This window comes from Chryseobacterium sp. c4a (genome assembly GCF_009900745.1).
GTDB lineage: Bacteria > Bacteroidota > Bacteroidia > Flavobacteriales > Weeksellaceae > Chryseobacterium.
In genome coordinates this window covers 154,317-176,769 of the sequence record NZ_WXVU01000008.1, presented here as the reverse complement: position 1 = coordinate 176,769, position 22,453 = coordinate 154,317, and the positions used below count along the sequence as shown (strand labels likewise).

Sequence of the window (22,453 nt, the reverse complement as noted above, 5' to 3'; positions counted from 1 at the left end):
ATCAGGAGAAGTAGAAGGCGTTTATCTGGCTAATAGTTTACATGAAGGATTTGTGTATCATGCATTAAGTCAGGGAGATAAAGACGATGCGTACAGAGTGCAGATCGTATGGGATTATCTTGCCGAAATCAACCCTGAAATGCTTAAAAAAGCATGGTCATACACTCAGGAACAGCTTCCGACACTGAGACTTAGATTTGAATGGAGCGAAGAGATTGTACAGGTTATTGATAAAAAAGGAATACTGGATTGGCGTTATCAGGATATTCAGGACATAACTGAAGAAGATCAGGAATCTTTAATTGCAGAGATGACTCAAAAAGATCGTTTTGAGGTGTATGATCTGGCCAAAGGAAGCTTGTTCAGAGTCTATCTGTTCAAACGTTCTGGCAAACGATATACCTGTCTTTTCAGCAATCACCATGCTATTCTTGATGGCTGGAGTATGCCTGTATTCCTTACGATGATCCACGAAGCATACCTTGCGTTAATTAAAGGGAATGCGCTTTCACCAGCTCCGGATACGGCTTATGCCGAAGCCCAGAAATTCCTTCAGGAAAATAAAAATAGAAACGGCAGCTTCTGGAAAAACTATATGGGACTTCTTGAAGATCAGGAAAACCTGAATTGTCTGGTTAAAGAATCTCAGAAACATATCGATCTCGCTGAATATAAACATATTGTAGACCATCAGGCAGTAAAAATGCTGATTGTAGGCGAGCAGTATCAGAAATTGAAAAAATTCACGTCTGATAATGGATTGACAGTTAATGCTGTCCTTCAGTTCTTATGGCATAAACAGCTTAGTCTATACAGCAATAGTGCTACAACAGTGGTTGGAACAACTGTATCAGGAAGAAGTATTCCGGTAGACGGTATAGAATCCTCAGTAGGACTTTATATCAATACATTACCATTGATTGTGAACCACGAAGAAGGCAAAGCAGTAGATATCATTGCCGAAATTCAACGTAGAATCAGTGAGCTGAATACCCATAGTAGTGTTAATCTTGCAAGTCTTCAGCAGGATGGGCGAAGAATTTTCAGTAGTTTATTTGTGTATGAAAACTATCCGGTACCTAATGGAGAAGAAGATAACGAACTGGGAACATTAGGATTTGTATTAAAAGAATCCGTAGAACGTCTGGATTATCCGCTAGGAATTGTTGCCTACGAGAATGAAGATGAGGTACTGCTAAAGATCAAATATGACAGCTTCTTATTTGAAAATGAAATGATGGAACAATTGCTTAAGGGAATGGAAACAGTCCTTGAGCAGCTTCTGAAGACCTCCGATATCAAATCCGAAGATCTGTTTTATCTTACTTCAGAACAATATCAAAAAATAACCATAGACTGGAATGCGACAGAAATAGCTTATCCTGAAGCATATACCATTCATAAGCTGTTTGAAGAGCAGGCAGAAAGAACTCCGGATAACATTGCTTTGATATTCGAAGATATTCAATTGTCCTATGAGGAGCTGAATCAAAAGGCAAACCGTCTGGCCCATTATCTTATTGAAAATTATGACCTTCAGCCTGATGATCTGGTTCCGCTATGCCTTGAGCGTTCAGAACATATGCTGATTGCCATTTTGGCGGTATTAAAAACCGGGGCAGCCTATGTTCCGATGGATCCAACCTATCCGATAGACAGAATTGAACATATTTTGCAGGATACTGGGGCAAGAATTATTCTTACTCAGGAAGAAGTAGAAGAAAAACAGGGCATGTCCCGAATAACAGAAACGATTCTGTTAAATAGCAAAGAAATAGTTGATAAGCTAGAGAATTCAAGGGCTGAAAATCCTGTTACTCAGGTAAAATCAACCAACCTTGCTTATGTTATTTATACCAGTGGAACAACAGGACTTCCAAAAGGGGTAATGGTAGAGCACAAAGGAGTGATCAACCTGATTGAGGATTTATTTATCCGTTATCAGTTAGGAAATGAGGAAGTAATTCTTCAGTTTGCCAATTATATATTTGATGCCTCCATTCAGCAGATGTTGCTTGCAATACTGAAAGGAAACAGCTTATTATTTATTGAAAATCAAAAGATTCTCAACGAAGAAGCGTTTATACAAACGCTTAATAATCATAACGTTTCTTATATACACCTTACGCCAACGGTATTGCAAAGCATAGACTTTACTCAGGTTAAAAATCTGCGCACTTTAATTTCCGGAGGGGAGGCGATGCCGGCAGATCTGTTTAAAAAATTAAGCGGAAGAAACTTCAGGCTGGTGAATTCCTATGGGCCTACAGAGGTTACGATCACATCCATTGTTAACCCGGAAGGAAAGAATACCAATATTGGTAGACCACTTAACAATACCACGGTATATGTGTTGAATAATCATCTTCATCCTGTACCTGTAGGAGCTATCGGTGAGCTTTATATCGGTGGAGAAGGGATGACCAGAGGGTATCTGAACAGACCTGAGCTTACCGTAGAACGTTTTATCGGCAATCCATTCCAAACCTTAGAACAAAAAGAAAAAGGGAATAACGGAATTCTTTACAAAACAGGAGACTTAGTACGTTACCATGCCAACGGAGAGCTGGAATATATCGGAAGAAATGACTTCCAGGTGAAGATTCGTGGTTACAGAATAGAATTAGGCGAAATAGAAAACACATTATTACAATATTCAGGCATCAAACGATCTGTAGTATTAGCCAAGGAAAATAATGCAGGAATGAAATATCTGGTAGGATATTATGTTTCAGAAACGTCCATAGAATCAGATAAGCTTACTGCATTCCTTTCAGAGGCTTTACCAGAATATATGATTCCGGCTGCTTTTGTACATCTAGAATCACTTCCGGTAACCATCAACGGTAAACTAGACAGAAGAGCGCTTCCGGAGCCGGATTTCACAGGAGAAAAAACATATACAGCTCCTGAAAATGAACTGCAGGAAAAGCTATGTCAGATCTACGGCGATGTTTTGGGATTAAATGCTTCAGGCATTGGTATTCATGACGATTTCTTCCGTCTTGGAGGAAACAGTATCATGGCCATCAAGCTTATCAGTAATATCAAAAAAGTATTGGATATAAGAGTAAGTGTAACAGTTGTATTTGCTCATAAAACAGTAGCTTCTCTTGCTGATGCTTTGGCAGGTGAAAATATTAACGAACAGGATGCTATCGTTCCTATAAAAGTATCTTCTCCGGAAGAACAACGACTTTCATTCGCTCAGGAAAGACTTTGGTTCATTGAAAACTACGAAGGCGGAAGCAATGCGTACAATATTCCTATGGCGGTTCGTCTTGATGCAAAAGTCAATATTCCGAAGCTCTGCAAAGCCCTGGAGACTATTATAATGCGACATGAAGTATTACGAAGCATTATCCGTTCCACAGACGAAGGAAAAGGGTATCAGATCGTAATGAATGAGATTCCTGAGATTCATACCCACCACGTCTATTCAAAAGAAGAACTAGATAAGGTAATAAACAGTGCTTCAGCCAAGATTTTCCGTCTTGATGAAGAATATCCTATAGCGATTAATCTTTTTAGATTAGAAAGCGATCATTATTTAACTGTTGTTATTCACCATATTGCATTTGACGGATGGTCTACTGATATATTCCTGAGAGAATTGCAAACAGTGTATGATGCTTTGGTTAATAATCAGGAATATGAACTTCCGGAATTAAAGATTCAATACAAAGACTTTGCATTATGGCAGAGAAGCTATCTTTCGGGAGAACGTCTTGAGAGTCAGGTTGGATATTGGAAGAGAAAACTGGATGATTATCAAACCCTCAATCTTCCAACAGATTATAAAAGACCTGCTCAGGTTTCTTACGAAGGAGATACTATTGATTTTATTATCGATCCAAAAGTAGCCGCAAATCTTAGAAATACTTCTAAAAAATTGGGTATAAGCTTATACAGCGTAATGTTGAGCGGTTACTATCTGATGCTGTCAGCGTATTCCGGTCAGGATGATATTCTGGTAGGAAGCCCTATTGCCAACCGCCATCACGAAGGCCTTGAAGATATTATCGGATTCTTTGTGAATACTTTTGCACTAAGAGAGAAAATAGATCCGGAGCAGAATCTTAAAGACTTTATCCTTCAGATATCAGCGTCTGTTACAGAAGCTCAGTCCCATCAGGATCTTCCGTTTGAAAAACTGGTAGAAGAGTTGGGTGTAGAAAAAGATATGTCCCGCCATCCTGTTTTCCAAGTGATGTTCGGATTACAAAGCTCCGGAGGAAATGCTGATAACAAAGATGCATTATTCCATCCTTTTGAGGGGCAGACAGACTATCAGGTGGCCAAATTCGATCTCACAGCGATGATTGATGACGGAGAAGAAACCATAAAAGGCTTTTTCAACTATGCAAAAGCAATCTTCTCAAAAGAAACGATCACAAACATGATCAATTCTTATGTATATCTTCTTGATCAGGTTTTCGGTACTGATGATATCAATTTGGAAAGCATCAGACTGGGCAATCTTCACCTGGTATCTCCAGAAGAAAATAAAAACATTACAGAAGAATGGAATGCTACAGAAACTGCATATCCATCAGATAAAACAATTCATGAGCTGTTTGAAAATCAGGTTGAAAGAACGCCAGATCACATAGCTGTAGTATACAAAGATGTCAAGCTTTCTTATCAGGAACTGAATGAAAGATCAAACCGTTTAGCCAATCATTTAATCAGTGTTTATAACCTTCAACCTGACGAAATAATCCCATTGTGCTTAGATCGTTCAGAGAATATGCTGATCGCTATTTTAGCAGTATTAAAATCCGGAGCAGCGTATGTTCCGATGGATCCTTCTTACCCGGTAGATCGAATAGAACATATTCTTCAAGATACCGGAGCAAGATTGATTTTAGGTCAGGAAAGTACATTAGAAAAGCTGAAAAATGCAGCAATATATGTAATCTCATTAGATGAGGTTACCTTTAAAGCAACACTTGAAACAGAATCAATTAATAATCCTGTTACCAAGACTCAACCTGATAATTTAGCATATGTTATTTTCACCAGTGGAACGACCGGATTACCAAAAGGAGTAATGGTTGAACACCGCAATGTATCCAACCTGATCCAGCAGGAAGCCAGAGAATTCGGATTGCTTGAAAACGGAGTTCAAAAGAACTGTTTGTGGTATGCGAATTATGTCTTTGATGCGCACGTTTGGGAATTGTACCCATCCATTACCCATGGTCATACGATCTATATTTTAGAAAAAGAACTTCAAACGGATCTGTCCGCTTTAAAAGATTATATCGAAGAGAATAGCATTAAAATAGCAACCATTCCACCGGTATTATTAACGAGAGACTCTATTTTACCATTAGAGAAGCTTGTGGTAGCCGGAGATGTTACCAATCCACAGGTAATGGCGATGTACAAAGAACATGGTGTAGATCTGATTAATGCTTACGGGCCAACAGAAACTACAGTATGTGCAACCTTGCATCACTATAACGAAGATGAAAACCCAGTCAATATTGGAGGCCCGATCGGAAATATGACAGCTTATGTCCTGGATACTCATCACCGAATCGTTCCAGTAGGCGCTGTAGGAGAACTTTATGTAGGCGGATCCGGAATTGCTCGAGGATATCTGAACCGCCCAGATCTTACAGAAGAGCGTTTTATTGTAAATCCTTTCCAGACTTTAGATCAGAAAACAAAAGGAGAGAACGGCCGTTTATATAAAACGGGAGATTTAGTACGTTGGTTGTCTCATGGAGAGCTGGAATATATCGGAAGAAATGACTTCCAGGTGAAGATCCGTGGGTATAGAATTGAATTGGGAGAAATCGAAAATCAATTACTGGGTTATCCTGGAATTAGCCAGGTAGCCGTTTTAGCCAAAGAAAATAATGCAGGGTTAAAATACCTTGCGAGCTATTATGTTTCTGAAACTGAAATAGATCAATCTCTACTATCAGAATACTTATCAGAATACTTACCAGAATACATGGTTCCTTCAGTCTTTGTTCATTTAACTTCTTTACCATTAACTATCAATGGAAAGCTAGATAAGAAAGCATTACCTGAACCGGAATTTACAGGAAGCAAAAACTATATTGCACCAGAAACAGAGCTTGAAAAACAGCTTATTGCCGTGTATAGTGAAGTACTGGGAATCAATGCTGAGACAATCAGTATTCATGATGATTTCTTCCGATTAGGAGGAGACAGTATCATCAGTATTCAATTGGTAGGAAGAATAAAACAACGATTGGATATAAGAATCAATGTTAAAGAAGTCTTTTCATCAAGAACTCCGGCAGTATTGGCAAAACTTATTGAAGAGAAGAAATCTGCTATACAGATTGAACTGCTTACTGAACAGGGAATTTTGACCGGAAATGTTCCGTTTTTACCGATTCAGGAATGGTTCTTCAGCCAAATAGAATCAGGATATCTTCCGGATTTCAACCACTGGAATCAGTCATTCTTATTAAATGTTCCGGAACTGAATAAGGAGATTTTTGAGCAAAGCATTGATCTTCTGATTGAAAAGCATGATGTATTCAGAATGCAGTATCCGAAAGAAAACGGATTATATAGCCAGCAATATGGAGATGAGAAAGCTGCTGCAAAGATTAGTTATCTTGATGTTTCATCAATAAATTCAGAAGATTTATCCGAAATATTTACAGGATGGCAGAAACAATTTGACTTAGAAAAGGGTGCGTTATATCATATAGCTTATATTACAGGATATGAGGATCATACAGCCAGAATTTTCTTTGCTTTCCATCACCTGATTATCGATGTAGTAAGCTGGAGAATCATCACTGAAGACTTAAAGAATATTTACCAATCCCTTGAGAAAGGAGAAAAATATCAGATAAAGAAAGGAAGCAGCTACCGTCAATGGACAGAAGCCATAAAAGGCTACAAATCTGAAAATTCAGAAGCAAGAGACCTGGAATTGTCATATTGGAACAGCATCACAAAAACAGTGAATCCAACCAATAGTGCATTGGAAGCCCTTTCTGTTCAGGAGCAAAACCATGATATTCTTGCACTGGATAAAGAATATACAGAAAAACTGATAAGAGGAAGCCATCATGTATATCAGACCCAGATCAATGATCTTTTATTGTCTGCATTAGCTGCAGCACTTGGAGATCTTACAGGAAACATCCATAATGCTGTCTTATTGGAAAGCCATGGACGTGAAGAAGTATTTGGAAACCTTGATATTACTGAAACAGTAGGTTGGTTTACTTCTATGTATCCATTATTGCTGGAAACAGGTGAAGAGGTGAATGATACCGTAGTGCTGACCAAAGAAGCTCTAAGAAGCATTCCAAACAATGGAATTGGCTATGGAAGCCTGGTAGGATATACAGATCAGGAACTTCCAAAAGTGAGTTTCAACTACCTCGGACAGCTTGACCAGGAAGAAAATTCAGGAGAAAAAACATGGTTTATTGCAGCTGAAGATAGCGGAATTTCCATCGGAGAATCCAATCGTGGCGGTTATCTGATCGGAATCAACGGAGCTGTTGTAGATGGAGAACTTCGTTTCAGAATTTCAGCCCATCTGACTCAGGAAAAGGTAACGCAATTTGCTCAAAATTTTAAAAACCAGATGGTTACTATTATTGATGAGCTGTCTAAGAAAACAAGAAGCTTCCTTACCCCATCAGATGTAGACCATATCATAAGTGCTAAACAACTTTTCAGTCTTCAGGAATCTAGTGAGATTGAAGGCGTATATCTTGCGAACAGCCTTCAGGAAGGTTTTGTATATCATGCATTGAGTCAGGGAGATAAAGACGATGCTTATCGTATACAGTTAACCTGGGATTATCTTGCTGAGATCAATATTGATAAGATTAAAGAAGCATGGTCACATACCCAACAGCAGTTTCCTGCATTGAGACTCAGATTCGATTGGAGTGAAGAAATTGTTCAGGTTATTGATAAAGAAAGTCCTTTGGATTGGCGTTATCAGGATATAACCGGAATGAATGAAGAAGAACAGGAGGAACTGATTAAGGAATTGACCCATAAAGACCGTTTTGAAGTCTATGATCTATCAAAAAGCGGACTGTTCAGAGTGTATCTGTTCAAACGTTCAGAAAAACATTATACTTGTCTGTTCAGTAACCATCACGCCGTGTTGGATGGATGGAGTATGCCGATCATCCTGAAGAGAATCCATGATATTTATCTGAGTCTGATTAAAGATCACCAATCTGAATGGATCACCGATGAGGCATACATCAATACCCAGAAATATCTCCAACAGCATAAAGATGCCAGCCGAAGCTTCTGGAAAGACTATATAGCAACCCTTGAAGATCGTGAAGACCTGAGCAGCCTGATTAAAGACTCTCAAAGACATATCGATCTTGGAACCTATCGTCAGATCAAAGAGCATAGTCTGACGACCATGACAATTGCAGATGAACAGTATCAGCAGTTGAAAAGATTTACGACAGAAAATGGATTCACTGTGAATGCAGTTCTTCAATATCTATGGCATAATCAGCTGAAAATATACAGCGGAGTGGAAACTACTGTTGTTGGAACTACTGTATCCGGAAGAAGTTTACCTGTAGATGGTATAGAATCCTCTGCAGGCTTATTCATCAATACACTTCCATTGATTGTACAGCATAAAGAAGGCTTGGTGACTGATGTTATTTCAGAGATTCAGCACAGATCCAGTGAGCTGAATACCCATAGTGATATGAGCCTTGCTGAGCTTAATCAGGACTCCAACCGTATGTTCAGCAGTTTATTTGTGTATGAGAACTATCCGGTGCCGGAAGCAGGAGAAGATAGTAATGAAGTAGGATTTGTCTTCAAAGGGGGAGTAGAAAAACTGGATTATCCATTGGGAATCATGGCTTTTGAACATGGAGATAGTGTAATCATGAAAATCAACTACGAAGGAGCGCTCTTTGAACAAAAAACAATGGAAAACCTTACGGAAGGGATGAAGAGTATTTTGGCTCAAGTATTAGAAAACTGGAAAATTACATCCGGTGAACTTTCTTATCTTCCAAAAGAGCAGTTTGAATTAATGCAAACGTGGAATGCCACAGAAACTACATATCCATCAGACAAAACAATTCATGAGTTGTTTGAAGAACAGGTTGCAAGAACACCTGATCATATAGCTTTAGTATATAAAGATGTTAAACTTTCTTATCAAGAACTGAATGAAAGATCAAACCGTTTAGCCAACCATTTAACTGCTAAGTATAAACTTCAGCCGGACGAATTGGTACCCCTATTTTTAGACCGTTCTGAAAACATGCTGATCGCTATTTTAGCCGTATTAAAATCCGGAGCCGCTTATGTTCCAATGGATCCTTCTTACCCGACAGATAGAATAGAGCATATTCTTCAGGATACCGGAGCAAGATTGATTTTAGGTCAGGAAAGTACTTCCGGAAAGTTGAAAAACCATGCAGTAGATGTGATCTCATTAGATGAAGTCACCTTTAAAGCAACGCTTGAAACAGAATCAACTAATAATCCTGTTACCAATACTCAACCAGATAATTTAGCGTATGTTATTTTCACCAGTGGAACAACAGGATTACCTAAAGGAGTAATGATTGAGCATAGAAGTGTTGCCAATCTGATCCATCAGGAAGCTAAAGAATTCGGATTGACAGGTAATAAACGGAAGAACTGTCTATGGTACGCCAATTATGTATTTGATGCCCATGTTTGGGAATTGTATCCATCCATTACCCATGGACATACGCTCTACATTTTGGAAAAAGAACTTCAGACAGATCTGTTTTCCTTAAAAGATTATATTGAAGCAAATAAGATTAGCGTTGCAACCATTCCGCCGGTATTATTAATAAGAGAATATATCTTACCATTAGAGAAGCTTGTGGTAGCCGGTGATGTTACCAATCCACAGGTGATGGCAGCTTATAAAGAATATGGAGTGGATCTGATCAATGCTTACGGACCAACAGAAACTACAGTATGTGCTACATTACACCATTATAACGAAGATGAAAACCCAGTAAACATCGGAGGACCAATCGGAAATATGACCACTTATGTATTGGATAAATATCGCCGTATCGTTCCTGTAGGGGCTGTAGGAGAGCTTTATGTAGGAGGAGCAGGAATTGCAAGAGGTTACCTGAACAGACCGGAGCTTACAGAAGAACGTTTTATTATCAACCCTTTCCAGACTGAAGATCAGAAAGCAAAAGGAGAGAATGAACGTCTGTACAGAACCGGGGATTTAGTCCGCTGGTTATCCAATGGCGGGTTGGAATACATCGGAAGAAATGACTTCCAGGTGAAGATCCGTGGCTATAGAATTGAACTGGGTGAAATTGAAAATAAATTGCTGGACTATCCTGAAATTAGTAAGGTTGCCGTTTTAGGCAAAGAAAATAAAGCCGGGTTAAAATATCTTGTAGGTTACTATGTTTCTGAAAATGAAATAGAAGCATCTTTACTTTCAGAATTCCTTTTAGAATCATTGCCCGAATATATGGTTCCGGGAGTGTTTGTTCACTTAACCTCTTTACCGGTAACAATTAACGGTAAATTGGATAAGAGAGCTTTACCGGAAGCAGAGTTTACCGGAAGTAAAAATTACACAGTACCAGAAACAGAGCTTGAAAAACAGCTTGTTATCATTTATAGTGAAGTATTAGGCATCAGTCCTGAAGCCATCAGTATTCATGATGATTTCTTCAGATTAGGAGGAAACAGTATCATGGCTGTTAAACTAATCAGCAAAATCAGACAAAATCTGGATCTGCAGGTCAATGTAGGAATGGTATTTAATAACAAGACAGTTGCTTCTCTTTCCAGTATTCTAGTTCATGAAAATCATGATGAAAATGGAATAAATATAGTTCCAGTCAAGGTAAATTCTCCTGAAGAGCAACGATTATCCTTTGCTCAGGAAAGACTTTGGTTTATAGAATCCTATGAAGGCGGAAGCAGTGCTTATAACATTCCTATCATTACAAGATTAGATGAAAATATTCAGCTGAATCTTTTTGAAGAATCCTTGAGGAGGGTGATCATGCGTCACGATATACTCCGTTCAATGATCCGAACTACTGATAACGGAATAGGATATCAGATCGTTACAGATCTTATACCTGAGATAAAAACCACGGAAGTCAATAGCGAAGGAGAACTTGAAAATGCAGTCAACAAATGCGTGAATAAAGTCTTCAATCTGGATGAGGAGATTCCTGTAGAGATCAATGTTTTCAGACTTTCAGGACAGGCTTATCTCTCTATTGTTGTTCATCACATTGCTTTTGACGGTTGGTCTATAGACGTTTTCTTAAAAGAAGTAGCTTCCGTTTACTATGCTCTTGTTGATGGAAAAGAACCGGAACTTTCACCGGTAAAAGTTCAGTATAAAGACTTTGCATTATGGCAGCGGGATTATCTTTCAGGAGAACGTCTTGACAATCAGATTGGATATTGGAAAAATAAACTGGATGATTTCCAGAACCTTGAATTACCTTCAGACTTCAAAAGACCATCTCAAATATCCTATGAAGGAGAAAATCTTTACTTCAACCTGAATACAGAGCAGGGGCAAAAACTTAGAGCCCTTTCACAAAAGCTGGGAGTAAGTCTGTACAGTGTAATGCTGGGAGGTTATTATCTGATGCTGTCTGCTTATTCCGGACAGGACGATATTGTGGTGGGTAGCCCAATTGCCAACCGCCACCATGCAGGTCTGGAGGACATCATCGGTTTCTTTGTCAATACTTTGGCTTTAAGAGAAAAAGTAGATCCGGCACAGAATATCAGTGATTTTATTCTTCAGGTATCGAAATCTGTCAATGAAGCCCAGTCTCATCAGGATCTTCCATTTGAAAAACTGGTAGATGAATTGGGTGTGGAGCAGGATACTTCAAGACACCCTGTTTTCCAGGTCATGTTTGGACTTCAAAGTATCGATGGAGAGGTTAAAGCTAATAAAAATGAAGCATTATTCCATCCTTTTGCAGGAGAAGTAGATTATAAAGCAGCGAAATTTGACCTTACTACCATGATTGATGATGACGGAGAAAACATCCGGATCATGTTCAATTTTGCCAAAGCTTTATTTAAAGAAGAAACCATTACTAGAATGGCCAATTCTTATCAGCTTCTTTTAGACCAGATGATAGAAACTAATCCGGATCAGACATCAATCCGCGACCTTTCACTGATCTCAGAAGAGGAAACTCAGCAGATCATTACAAAATGGAATGCTACACAGGAAGACTATCCGTCAGAAATGACTATTCACAAGGTATTTGAATATCAAGCAGAAAAAAATCCTGATACAATAGCTGTGGTCTACAAGGATTTTAAACTTTCATATCGTGAGCTTAATGAGCGTTCAAACCGCTTAGCAAACCATTTGATCCATAAGTATCAGCTTCAACCTGATGACTTGGTTCCATTATGCCTTGAAAGATCAGAAAATATGCTGATTGCGATCCTTGCTGTATTAAAGGCTGGAGCTGCTTATGTACCAATGGATCCATCATATCCTGCAGACAGAATAGGACATATTCTGGAAGATACCCAGGCAAAATTGGCCATTGCACAGGGAAGCACTATCGATAAATTACAGAATATAGACGTTATTTCACTGGATGAAGTTACTCTTAAAGCAATACTTGAAACAGAAGTTACTAATAACCCTGTTACAGAAGTTCATGCAGGAAACCTTGCTTATGTGATTTATACCAGTGGAACTACCGGACTTCCTAAGGGAGTAATGATTGAACACAAAGGAGTGATCAACCTCATCAGGTCAATGATAAAAGCACACCGACTTGAAGAATATCAGGAAGTAGGATGCTATTCCAATTATGTATTTGATGCCTTTGTATATGAAGCGTTCCCTGTGTTGTGTAACGGAAATTCCCTTTGGTTGTATAGCAATGAGCTTAGAACTTCAGTCAATGAGCTTAATGATTATATTAAAAACAACGCCATAGAAGTATCCTTTATTCCACCAGTTTTATTGAGAGAAATTGTGGAAAACGGAACAAGCTTACAACTCATCTTCGCAGGAGGAGAAAGCTTCCCGGCATTGGATAAAAATATTGAAAACATTACCCTTGTTAATGAATATGGGCCAACAGAGGGAACCGTTTGTGTCACTCTTCATGAATATAAAGAAGATAAAAATCCATTAAATATTGGAGGAGCGATTGCCAATACCACTTTATATGTTCTCGATGCTCAATACCGCCCTGTTCCTGTAGGAGCTGTAGGTGAATTGTTTATTGGGGGAGCTGGTATTGCCAGAGGTTATCTGAACAGACCGGAGCTTACAGAGGAACGTTTTATGGTAAACCCTTTCCAAACGTCGGAACAGAAAGAAAAAGACGAAAACAGCCGTTTATACAGAACCGGAGACTTAGTTCGATGGCTGCCAAACGGAGAGTTGGAATACAGAGGAAGAAATGACTTCCAGGTGAAGATCCGTGGTCACAGAATTGAATTGGGAGAAATTGAAAATACCCTGCTTCAGTTGGAAGGTATTCGTCAAACTGCTGTTTTAGCAAAAGAAAATAAATCAGGGGTAAAATACCTTGCAGCGTACTATGTTTCAGATTCAGAGATTGATACTCACCAGCTTTCGGAATATGTATCAGAATCTCTGCCGGAATATATGGTGCCAAGTGCTTTTGTTCACTTAACTGAACTTCCGCTTACCATTAATGGAAAGCTGGACAGAAGAGCTTTACCGGAACCAGAATTTACAGGAGGTAAAGAATATGTAGCCGCTGAAACAGAGCTTCAGGCAGGACTTTGCCAGATTTATGGAGAAGTGCTGGGACTGGATCCGGATAAAATCAGTATTCATGATGATTTCTTCAGATTAGGGGGGGATAGTATTATCAGTATTCAGCTGGTAGGGAAGATCCGCCAGCAATTAGAAGTGAGAGTAAGTGTAAAAGAAGTCTTTACGGCCCGAACGGTAACCTCACTATCTCAATTGATAGAAGATAAAAAACAGGGAAGTGAAGCCAGCATTCTTACCGAACAGGGAATCCCGACAGGAGAAGTTCCGCTTTTACCAGTACAGGAATGGTTCTTTGAGCAAAAAGAATCCGGCTATCTTGCAGCATTCAATCACTGGAACCAGGCATTTATCATCAATGTTCCGAAGCTTGATCAAAACCTATTTGAACGGGCTATAGACTTGCTACTGGCAAAACATGACGCCTTCAGATTAGGATATACAGGTCATACTCAAGAGTATAAATCAGGAGAAAATGCTCCTGCGATCAATTACCTTAATGCTTCTGGTCTGAAACCGGAGGAACTGGCTGATATATTCACAGAATGGCAGTCTCACTTTGATATTGAAAAAGGATCATTGTATCAGATTGGATATATTGATGGGTATCAGGATGGTAGTGCGAGAATATTCTTTGCGTTCCATCACTTGATTATTGATGCCGTAAGCTGGAGAGTCCTTACCGAAGATTTGAAAAACATCTATCAAACCCTTGAAAAAGGAGAAAATTATCAGATTCAGAAGGGAAGCAGCTACCGTCAATGGGTAGAAGCCATCAGAAACTATAAAAAAGAAAAGCCGGAATCCAGAGATCAAGAAACCACCTATTGGAACCATATCGCTGATATTGTTGAAGAAAGTAATTCAATAGTATCTAAACTGATTACCGAAGAATATCACCACGGCCACCTTCAATTGGATAAAGAAGCCACCGGAACCCTTATCCGTGGAGTACATCACGTATATCATACCCAGATCAACGATTTGTTGCTGTCAGCTTTATCGCAGGCTCTTACACAGGTTACCGGGAATGAACGTCATGCTATTCTGCTGGAAGGTCATGGTCGTGAAGAAGTATTCAGCCAGTTAGACATCACAGAAACAATGGGGTGGTTTACCACAATGTATCCGGTACAGCTGGAAACAGGAAAATCATCAAAAGATACCGTTATCCTTACCAAAGAATCTTTAAGAAGCATCCCGAATAATGGAATCGGTTATGGAAGTTTAGTAGGATATACAAACCGTGAATTACCGAAGATCAGTTTCAATTACTTAGGTCAGCTTGACAAAGAAGAAGTATCCGGTGAGAAAACATGGTTTATTGCTGCTGAAGATACCGGAGCTGGTGTTGATCCTGCTAACCGTGACAGTCATTTTGTAAGCATCAATGGTGCTGTTGTTGATGGTCAGCTTCGCTTTGGGATTTCAGGATATCTTCCAGCTGAAAAGATTACACTTTTAGCGGAAAGCTTCAAACAGAATCTGGAATCCATTATTAAGAACCTTTCAGAAGAGAATAGAAGCTACCTTACAGCATCAGATGTAGATCATGTAGTGGAAAAAGCGCAGCTTTCAACGATTCAGGAGAAAGGAGAAATAGAAGACGTGTATCTGGCCAACAGTTTACAGGAAGGATTCGTGTATCACGCTCTGAACCAGGGAGAAACAGATGATGCTTACAGAGTACAATTGATGTGGGAATATCAGGCTAAAATAGATACAGAAAAACTAAAAAATTCCTGGAAATTAACTCAGGCACAATATCCATCCCTGAGAGTCAGATTCGACTGGAATGGAGAAATTGTACAGGTTATAGATAAAGAAGGAAAATTAGACTGGAGATATCAGGATATCAGTACCCTGTCTGAAGAAGCACAGGAAGAATTGATCAAGGAAATCACTCATAATGATCGTTTTGAAGGCTATGACCTTACCAAAGGAAACCTGTTCAGAGTCTATCTTTTCAAACGAAATGAAGAATATTACAGCTGTTTATTCAGTAACCACCATGCGATACTGGACGGCTGGAGCATGCCTGTCATGATGAATAGTGTTCATGAGGCATATCTGAGCCAGCTTAATAATGAAGAATATATCCTGTCGGTAGATCATGCATATGCAGCAAGTCAGAAATATTTACAGATCAACAAAAAAGCAGGCCGTAGCTTCTGGGATCAATACATGACCCTTCTTGAAGATCAGGAAGACCTGAAAAGCCTTGTCAAAGAAGATCAAAGACAGATCGATTTAGGAACATACCGTCATATCAAAGATCACCAGAAGGTAACCCTATTGATAAGCGGAGACAGATACCATAATCTGAAAGACTTCACAAAAGCTCATGGATTAACGGTAAATGCTGTATTGCAATACTTATGGCACAGCCAGTTAAAACTATACAGTGGATTGCAGACAACCGTAGTGGGAACTACTGTTTCAGGAAGAAGTTTACCGGTGGATGGTATAGAATCCTCAGCAGGATTGTACATCAATACCTTACCGTTAATTGTGAATCATGAAGATGGCCGCATCATAGATCGTATCATGGAAATTCAAAACAGGATCAGTGATCTGAATACCCATAGTGATATCAATCTTGCAGAGCTTCACCAGGAAGGACGTCGTATTTTCAGCAGCTTATTTGTATATGAAAACTATCCTGTACCAAAAGGAGAAGGAAGTAATGAATTAGGCTTTGTATTTAAAGATTCAGTGGAAAAACTGGATTATCCGTTAGGAATAATGGCTTCAGAACAGGGAGAAAGCGTATTGTTGAAATTGAACTATGAAGGCGTTCTTTTTGAAAATAAAACCATGATGCAGCTGATGGATGGAATGGAAATTATCCTGAACCAGCTTCTTGATAACCCTGAAATGACCTCCGACGCTCTTTCTTATATTTCAGAAAGTCAATGGCAGCAGATGCTTGCCTGGAATGATACTCAATTGGCTTATCCTTCAGATAAAACAATTCACAGTCTATTTGAAGATCAGGTCTTGAAAACTCCGGATAATATTGCCTTAGTGTATGAGGATCTGAAAATTTCATACCTTGAATTGAATGAGCGTGCAAACCGTTTGGCCAATTACCTTATCAGAGTCTATGACATTCAGCCGGATGACTTAATACCTTTATGCTTAGAACGTTCAGAAAACATGATGATTGGAGTTCTTGCTGTATTGAAAGCCGGAGCAGCTTATGTTCCAATGGATACTTCTTATCCGGTAGACAGAATAGAATACATCCTGTCCGATACCAAAGCCAAAATTATATTGGCCCAGGAAAGTACAGCAGAGAAATTACAGGATATGAATGTAGATGTTGTTTCTTTAAATAATACCTCATTCAAACAGATCGTTGAAAAAGAAGATCACTCTAATCCCGTAACAGCTATTCAACCGGACAATCTTGCCTATGTCATCTACACCAGCGGAACCACAGGACTTCCAAAAGGAGTAATGGTAGAGCATACAAGTGTGGTGAACCGTATTGTCTGGATGAATGATACCTATCCTTTAGTGCCAACAGATAATATCCTGCAGAAAACACCTTATACATTTGATGTTTCCGTTTGGGAATTATTCTGGGCTCATTTCTATGGAGCATGTATCGTATTTGCACGTCCGGAAGGGCACAAAGACCCCGAATACTTAGCTGAAGTTATTCAAAAGGCCAATGTAACTGTTCTACACTTTGTTCCGTCTATGTTAAGTGCCTTCGAAGAAACATTAGACATCAAAGAAGAATTACAGTCTATGGTGAAAAGTCTGAGATATATCTTCTGTAGTGGAGAGGCCTTAACGCTAAAACAGGTACAGGATGCACGAAGACTAATGAATCACGCTGAAATTCACAATCTTTACGGGCCAACTGAGGCTACCGTAGATGTTCTGTATTATGACTGTAATGATCCTGCTATTCAGAATGTATTGATTGGGCAGCCAATTGCCAATACAGCAGTCTATGTACTGGATAAATTCTTACATCCGGTTCCTATCGGCGGGGTGGGAGAACTATACATAGGCGGTGTAGGAGTTGCCAGAGGATATTTGAAAAGACCGGAACTGACGGAAGAGCGTTTCGTTAAGAATCCATTCCAGACAGATCAAGAAAAGAAAGAAAAGTATAACGGAACCCTATACAAAACAGGTGATTTAGTAAGATGGGTGTCCGGTGGAAATATAGAATATCTGGGTAGAAATGACTTCCAGGTGAAAGTTCGTGGTTTCCGTATCGAGCTTGGAGAAATTGAAAATGCCCTGGTAAAACATTCCGATATCCGCCAGGTAGCAGTATTGGCTAAAGAAAACAATGCGGGAGTAAAGTATCTTGTAGCATATTATGTTTCTGATAGTGAATTGAATGATGAACAATTGTCAGAATTCCTGTCCGCTACACTACCGGAATATATGGTGCCGGGTATTTTTGTACACTTAAAAACATTACCTGTTACCCTTAATGGAAAATTGGACAGAAAACAGTTACCGGAACCTGAATTAAAAGGAAGTCGTGAGTATACCGCTTCAACAAATGAACTGCAGGAAAACCTGTGCCAGATTTATGGTGAAGTATTAGGAATTAACCCCAAAAGTATTAGCATTCATGATGATTTCTTCCGAATGGGAGGAAACAGTATCATGGCCATAAAACTTATCAGTAAGATTAGGTTGACATTAGATATGCAGGCTAATGTTGCTATGATATTCAATCATAAAACAGTGGCCTCTTTATCAGTCGCTTTAATGGGAAATACCGGGGAAGATCAAATAACCATCCTTCCTTCAAAAGTAGATTCATTAGAAGAACAGAGATTGTCCTTTGCCCAGGAAAGGCTTTGGTTTATAGAATCCTATGAAGGCGGAAGCAGTGCTTATAACATTCCAATGACGGTTACTCTAGGCACAAAAACTGATATTTGGGCTTTATGCAAAGCTTTAGAGACAGTAATCCAACGCCATGAAGTACTTCGTACATTTATTCTGACTACAGAAAATGGAGTAGGCTATCAGGTCGTTACCGATCTTCTTCCGGAAATAAAGACTATAGCCGCAGAAAGCAGAGAAGAACTGGAGGAATTAGTGAACAGAAGTGCTCATAAAGTATTCCGCCTGGAAGAAGAGATTCCGGTCGCAATCAATATCTTCACATTACAGAATATCAGCTATCTTTCAGTAGTTATTCACCATATTGCATTTGATGGGTGGTCTACAGACATATTCCTGAAAGAAGTGGCTGAAGCTTATCATGCCATTGCCGGAGGAGAACAGCCGCAACTTTCTGAATTAAAGATTCAATACAAGGATTTTGCCTTATGGCAGCGAAACTATCTTACAGGGGAACGTCTTGATAACCAGATTAACTACTGGAAAACAAAACTGGATGACTATCAGAGCTTAGACCTTCCGGTAGATTTCCATAGACCTGCTGAGATTTCTTATGAGGGAGATACCATTAGATTTAATATCCCTGAAGAAACAGCGCTTGGATTGAAAGACATTTCTAAAAACCTTGGAGTAAGTTTATACAATGTCATGTTGAGCGGTTATTATCTAACCCTTTCTACTTATTCAGGACAGGGAGATATTATAGTAGGAAGCCCTATCGCTAACCGTCATTATGCAGGTCTTGAAGACCTTATCGGTTTCTTTGTAAATACATTAGCGCTGAGAGAAAAAATAGATCCTCAACAAAATATTAAGGATTTCATTCTACAGGTTTCAAAATCTGTGACAGATGCTCAGGCTCATCAGGATCTTCCATTTGAAAAACTGGTGGAAGAACTGGGCGTAGAACAGGATACCTCAAGACATCCGGTTTTCCAGGTGATGTTTGGCCTTCAAACAAGCAATGGTGGTGATGCTGTAGCTCAGGAAGAAGAACCTGTTTTCCTTCCTTTTGATGGAGATGTAGACTACCAGGCTGCTAAATTTGATCTGACGACCATGATTAATGAGAGCCCTGAAGGGATTCAGATGTCTTTCAACTATGCCACTTCTTTATTTAAAAAAGAAACGATAAACCGCATAGCAGAAACGTATCAATACCTGTTAAGTCAGATTGTACAGCTTGGAAAATTCGATGCTGATGGTCTTACAATAGGAGAGATTTCTCTTCTTTCAGAAACAGAGAACAGACAGATCACAGAGATTTGGAATGATAACCGAAAAGCATATCAGGACAAGAATACAATTCATCAACAGTTTGAATCTCAGGTTGCCAAAACACCTGATGAGATAGCATTGGTATATCAGGAAGTGAAACTATCCTATAAAGAACTGAACGAAAGAGCCAATCAATTGTCCAATTATCTTATCAAAGAATACCAGCTTCAGCCGGATGATCTTGTACCATTATGTCTTGAACGCTCAGAAGATATGCTGATGGCCATTCTTGCCGTATTAAAAGCCGGAGCAGCGTATGTGCCAATGGATCCGTCATATCCTGCAGACAGAATAAACCATATTTTAAAAGATACGGGAGCTGAGGTGATTCTTATTCAGGAAGAAGTAAGAGAGAAATTCAGTGAAGTTCCTTTAGAAGTGAATTTGGTTTCATTAAATGATAAAGGAATAATAGATAAATTGGCAGCAGCAGATAATCATAACCCTGTTACTCACGCCACTTCAGAGAATTTAGCCTATGTGATCTACACCAGCGGAACGACAGGACTTCCGAAAGGAGTAATGATTGAGCATAAGGGAGTTATCAATCTGATCGATGCTATGAAAGAAGCTCATCAGCTTGAAAAATATAAGAATGTAGGGGTGTACTCCAATTATGTATTTGATGCCTTTGTATATGAGACATTCCCGTCTTTATGTAACGGAAATACCCTTTGGTTGTATAGTAACGAGCTTAGAACTTCAGTGAATGAGCTTAATGATTATATTAAAGCCAATACCATAGAAGTTTCCTTTATTCCGCCAGTATTGTTGAGGGAAATTGTAGATAACGGAACAAGCTTACAACTAATCCATGCAGGAGGAGAAAGTTTCCCGATTTTGAATAAAAACATTGAAAATATTACGCTTATCAATGAATACGGGCCAACAGAAGGGACAGTCTGTGCGACACTTCATGATTATAAAGTAGATAAAAATCCATTGAATATTGGTAAAGCAATCGTCAACACAACTTTATACGTTCTTGATGCTCAATATCGTCCTGTACCAACAGGAGCGGTAGGAGAGCTGTATATTGGTGGAGCAGGTATTGCCAGAGGGTATCTGAACAGACCGGAACTTACTGAAGAACGCTTTATGGTAAACCCATACCAGACAAAAGATCAGAAAGATAGAGGTGAAAATAACCGTTTATACAGAACAGGGGATTTAGTGCGCAGACTGGCTAACGGAGATCTGGAATATATGGGAAGAAATGACTTCCAGGTGAAGATCCGCGGGCATAGAATAGAATTAGGTGAAATTGAAAATACCCTGCTTCAATATCCGGGAATTCGTCAGGTAGCCGTTCTGGTGAAAGAAGACAAAGGAAATATGAAACACCTTGTGGGATATTATGTTTCCGATCCGGTCATTGATCCGCACCAAATATCAGAATTCCTGATGAAATCACTTCCGGAGTATATGGTTCCTAATGTTTTTGTTCATTTAACAGCTTTACCATTAACCATTAACGGTAAGTTAGATAGGAAACAATTGCCTGAACCAGAATTTATAGGCATATCAGAATATGCCGCTCCGGAAAATGAGCTTCAAAGACAGATTGCAGCAATCTATGGAGAAGTATTAGCTGTTGATTCTGCATCCATCAGCATTCATGATGATTTCTTCAGGTTAGGCGGAAACAGTATCATGGCGATAAAGCTGATTAGCAGAATCCAACAGATATTGGATGTGAAAGTGAAGATTGTAGATGTCTTCAAAGAAAGAACCATCAGTAAACTCGCTGCTCTTATAGGAAAATATGGCAAAGAATACAGAACAGTATCCATTCTGAATGCCGTGAATAATAATCCGAATATATTCTTTATTCATCCAGGAAACGGAGGAAGCGAGGTATATCAGTCTCTGGCAGAACAGCTGAAAACAAACTACGATTGCTATGGCGTGGATTCTTATAACCTGTACCATGAAGAAAAGATTGATAATCTGCATCAACTGGCAGGATATTATCTGGATCATATCACTCAGATACAGAAAGAGACGCAGCAGGAAGAATATATTTTACTGGGTTGGTCTTTGGGAGGAACCATTGCGCTGGAAATTGCTTCTCAACTGGAAAAACAAGGTTGTCAAAAGATTAAAGTCTATCTGTTGGATACCATTTTCTATGCTTCAGATCAGAAATTAGAAAGTTTCCTTTCATTCCCGTCTGATGAAGAATTGAGCAGCAAATTGGAGGTTCCTGTAGACCACAGCCATTTTATTGCTACGAAAAGCTTTATGTCGGCAGAATTTACCATTGCCAGAGAACATATTTCTGATACCCTTAGCTTTACAAAAGTAGTTTTATTAAAAGCAATGCTGGGAGGAGAAGGATTTGACGAATCATTTAACAATTATATGATGGATTGTACTTATAACAATGTAGACTCAATCATAGGAGATCAGAAGCTGCTATCAGTATATCCTATTGAAGCAGCCCACCAGTTTATGCTGGAAAAAGAAGAAGAGATTATTAATATCATCAATCAAACAGTGGGAAAATAA

1 protein-coding gene (running past one end of the window) is annotated in these 22,453 nt (G+C 39.1%); it reads left to right on the top strand.

Annotated features, from left to right (window positions below; translation table 11 throughout):
* Positions 1–22,453: the 3' portion of a non-ribosomal peptide synthase/polyketide synthase gene (locus GTR01_RS12795; RefSeq protein ID WP_160138225.1), read on the top strand. 21,752 nt of this gene lie to the left of the window's left edge; only the last 22,453 of its 44,205 coding nucleotides appear in the window; its start codon lies off the left edge, out of view; it ends in the stop codon at positions 22,451–22,453.